Annotated in this window: 3 protein-coding genes and 1 pseudogene; 1 reads left to right on the forward strand and 3 read right to left on the reverse strand. The window is 62.3% G+C overall.

Annotated elements, in window-relative coordinates; all coding sequences use genetic code 11:
* The first annotated feature begins 229 nt into the window (after positions 1 to 229).
* A complete protein-coding gene (locus VGH41_RS09945) occupies positions 230 to 631 on the forward strand; it encodes a hypothetical protein (RefSeq protein WP_331597232.1) in 402 nt (133 codons plus the stop codon).
* A gap of 84 nt (positions 632 to 715) precedes the next feature.
* On the opposite strand, the gene ptsP is transcribed toward VGH41_RS09945, so the two are convergent.
* From ptsP to VGH41_RS09960, 3 genes and pseudogenes are all read right to left on the reverse strand, one after another.
* Positions 716 to 2,725 (reverse strand): phosphoenolpyruvate--protein phosphotransferase, encoded by a 2,010-nt coding sequence (gene ptsP / locus VGH41_RS09950; RefSeq protein ID WP_331597233.1) that lies wholly within the window; start codon positions 2,723 to 2,725, stop codon positions 716 to 718.
* 100 nt (positions 2,726 to 2,825) lie between these two features.
* The gene (locus VGH41_RS09955; protein ID WP_331597234.1) at positions 2,826 to 3,203 is read right to left on the reverse strand and encodes a PTS glucitol/sorbitol transporter subunit IIA; all 378 of its coding nucleotides are present in this window, start codon (positions 3,201 to 3,203) and stop codon (positions 2,826 to 2,828) included.
* Between the two features lie 19 nt (positions 3,204 to 3,222).
* Positions 3,223 to 3,668 (reverse strand): annotated as a pseudogene (locus tag VGH41_RS09960) (PTS sorbitol transporter subunit IIB); the annotation flags it as partial.

A 3,668-nucleotide genomic window follows, 5' to 3' on the forward strand; every position in this document is an offset into this window, starting at 1 on the left:
TAGTCGCAGTCCCTGGCAATCCGAAAAATCAGGGAAAGGACATTCGTAATGGCTGAACAACGATTTACGCAGGCAACCATGCCTGTCCTGAGCTTCTTCCTTCGGGACATCAGCATGAGATTCCGGCGCCCCCCCTCTCTGATGATTTCCGGTCGGCGAACCAGGCCGACCCCTTGTGCAAGATGCCATTACAATTCAGAACTTCGATCCGACAACTGCGATTTGACTCATGAAATACCTTCTTGCATCGACACTCCTCGGGCTCTGCGCGCTCGCAAGCATGGCCGCGCAAGCTCAAACTTCCGGGAGCAGTGACGCACCCAGACAGCAGTGTTCCATGGGGTATGTGACCGGCATCGGTGGATCGGCCCAGAGCTTTCGCGAATACCTGGCGACCCCCGACAGAGACAAATTTCGCTACCTTTCAGAGAACCCGATTCAATGTCAGGTTTCCGACGAAGGTCGCACGTCGGGCTGTACCGGCGTGACAAGCCTGCGGCATGAAGAGGTGAGCGTGTATGACGATAGCGACAGCACGACGATGACGGTGGTCGCGCGCGTGGAGCTCGAGCATGGGACCTACCCGGCGATCATCGTTGTGCGAAAGCAGGACGTGCAATGCACAGAATGATTACACCCAATGCCGACCGACACTGATTCCGAATGCTGCTGATTGCGCAGGCGACTGGAGGCACACTGCCACTCATCACGCTCGCTACAACTCGCTCACAATCTTTTTCGCCCTCAGCACCGACGACGGGCTCATGCTCAATTCATCCACACCCAGGCCGATCAAAACCGGAATCATCTCCGGGCGCGCCGCCGCTTCGCCGCAGACTGCCACTTTGATGTGCGCCTTCTTCGCCGCCTCGCAGACCAGCCCGATCGCTCGCAAGACAGCCGGATGATCCGTCTTGTAGAGCGAGGTGAGATTCGGATTGACGCGGTCGACGGCCATCACATACTGCGTCAGGTCATTCGTGCCAATGGAAAAGAAGTCGACTTCGGGCGCGAGCAGATCGGCCGTCAACGCCGCGGCCGGTGTCTCGACCATGATGCCCAGCTTCGGCAGCGCAAAGGCCACGCCTTCTTGCGACAACTCCGCTGCACAGATTGCCATCAACGCCTTCACGCGGCGAATCTCGTCGAGGTCGTCGACCATCGGCAACATCACGTGTACGTTGGCGACAGCGGCCGCGCGTAACAGCGCGCGTAGCTGCGGCTTGAACACATCCGGACGATCGAGACACATGCGTACGCCGCGCCAGCCGAGGAACGGGTTGTCTTCGTGAGGAAAGACGATGCCGGGCACCGGCTTGTCGCCTCCCACATCCAGAGTACGAATCACCACGGCGCGTGGATGAAAGGCCTCGCCAAGGCGGCGATAGACGGCATACTGCTCGTCTTCGTCCGGAATCGTGCGGCGGTCCATGAACAACAATTCCGTGCGGAACAGGCCCACACCCATCGCGCCGGCTTCGAGCGCGGCGTCGATTTCCATGAGCGAACCGAGATTCGCGGCAATGTCGATGTGGCGTCCATCGCTCGTGACGGGCGCCACGTCGCGATAGACACTCAACGCGGCATGCCGGCGGCGGTCCTGCGCAATGCGCGCGGCAAAGTCCGCCTGCAATGCCGGCGACGGATCGAACCACACGTGCCCTTGCGCGCCGTCGAGCGCTACCGCGGCCACTTCGCGTAGCTGTGCTTCGGCTACCGGCAGCCCCAACACCGCCGGGATGCCATGCGCGCGCGCCATGATTGCCAGATGCGAAGTGGCGCTGCCTTTGATGCAGACGAGGCCCACGATATTCGCCACGCTCGCGCGCGCGAAGTCGAGCGCGCTCAGATCCGCGGCAAGCACCACACACGGCCTGGCCAGGCCGGAGAGGCTCACGTCTTCTTTGCCAAGCAGGCGCAACGCCACTTGCCGCGCAATACCGCGAATATCGTCGGCGCGGCTGCGCAGGTATTCGTCTTCCATGGCGAGAAACGCGGCGCTGAGCTCTTCGCCAACCTGCAGCGTCGCCGCAGCGGCATCCCAGCCCGCCGCAATGCGCTCCTTTACCGCGCCGGAAAACTCGTCGCTTTGCGCGACGTCAGCGAGTGCCGCGACGATGTCGTCGTGTTGCCCCATTGTTTCGAACTGCTGATCGAACGCCGCAATGGCTTCACGAAACGTCGTGCCGAAGCGCGCGAGTTCGCTTTCCACTTCGTCGGGCTCGATAAACTGCCGGGTCGCTCGCAGTTCCTCGGGCAAATAGACGAAGGCCTCGCCACACGCCAGGCCCTCGCTGGCAGGCACGCCCCGCACCGGCAGCTCAGCGCAGGGGGCCGCGCTTTCTTGCGCCGGCACGCTCCGCGCCACCTGCCCTGCTTGGCCTGCTTGGCCTGTCTGCGCCGATTGTGCGCCGTTGCCAGCGCCCGCTGTTTGCTCCTCGCCATCGCGGCGCGCCAGGGTGACCCCGGCTGTCGGCTCCGACAAAAACTGCAGCAAACGTCGCACTGCATCGCTCTCGTCCGAGCCGTCCGCACGCAACAAGACCTGATCGTCCTGCTTGACGCCCAGCAGCATCAGCTTGACCGCGCTTTTCGCGTCGGCGCAGGTGCTGCCGCGAAAGATCTGCAGCGAACAGGAGAACTCTTTCGCAAGCTTGGCGAACTGCGTTGCGGGGCGCGCATGCAGACCTTCATGCACCTTCACGACGATTGCGGTTTCTAGCATGGCAAGACCTTTTCAGCTCAGGCTTTCAGCAAACTGCCTCACAGGCGCAATGCCCGGCAAGAACACTGTATGACAGAGACGTTGCGCAACCGCGAGCGGCTCAGAGATCGACGAGTTCGATCACCGTGCCGCTGCGGATGCAGGCTAGCAATTGGGCAGTATCGACGGGTTGTGCGCAGATTTCACCGGGTCGCTCGGCAGCGCTCGACCCGTTGAAATTGATCACCACGTGACCCATCTCATGCACCTTGTGCCACGCCGTCTGACCAACCGCGGTGACGCAGGCGTTGACCTCGCCGATGCGCAACTGCGCGCCCGCGCGAGGCGCTTCGGCATGCGCCTGCTCGACCCGATGCAGCACCGACACCTCGGCCAGCTCTGGCGGTGCGCCATCGGCATAAAGAATCAGCACACCGCCTTCCAGCAAATCCTTCACCTCCGGACCCACTTCGGAAATCACCGTTTTGTAGTAGTGCATATGCGTTTCGTCTCACCAGTTAAAGAGCAAAGCTCGCCGCCCATGCGATCAGCACCGAAATCGGCCCCATGATCTGCCGGCTGATCAGCACGGCGGGCACGCCGATGCGGATCGTCTCCGGCTTGGCTTCGCCAAGCGCCATGCCGACCGGCACGAAGTCGCAACCCACCTGGGTGTCGTACGCGAACAGCGCGGGCAGCGCCATTTGCGGCGGAATCGTGCCGTTGCCGATGGCCGGTCCGATGATCGCCGCGCCGATGACCTGCGCGATCACCGCACCGGGGCCCAGCACAGGCGACAGAAACGGCAGCCCGCAAATCGCGGACAGCACGATCAGGCCAATGATATTGCCTGCCAGCGGCGACAGCAGATGAGCGAGGCCCGTGCCGATGCCCGTCGAATTGATGATGCCGATCAGCATCGTGACGAAGGCCATGAACGGCAAGACGTTGCGGATCACCGTAT

The sequence above is a fragment of the Paraburkholderia sp. genome, assembly GCF_036488795.1.
Lineage (GTDB): Bacteria > Pseudomonadota > Gammaproteobacteria > Burkholderiales > Burkholderiaceae > Paraburkholderia.

Bases quoted from the DNA above. Each gene is read 5' to 3' on its own strand.
- VGH41_RS09945 (WP_331597232.1), top strand. From the start codon at position 230: ATGAAATACCTTCTTGCATCGACACTCCTCGGGCTCTGCGCGCTCGCA.
- ptsP (WP_331597233.1), bottom strand. From the start codon at position 2,725: ATGCTAGAAACCGCAATCGTCGTGAAGGTGCATGAAGGTCTGCATGCG.
- VGH41_RS09955 (WP_331597234.1), bottom strand. From the start codon at position 3,203: ATGCACTACTACAAAACGGTGATTTCCGAAGTGGGTCCGGAGGTGAAG.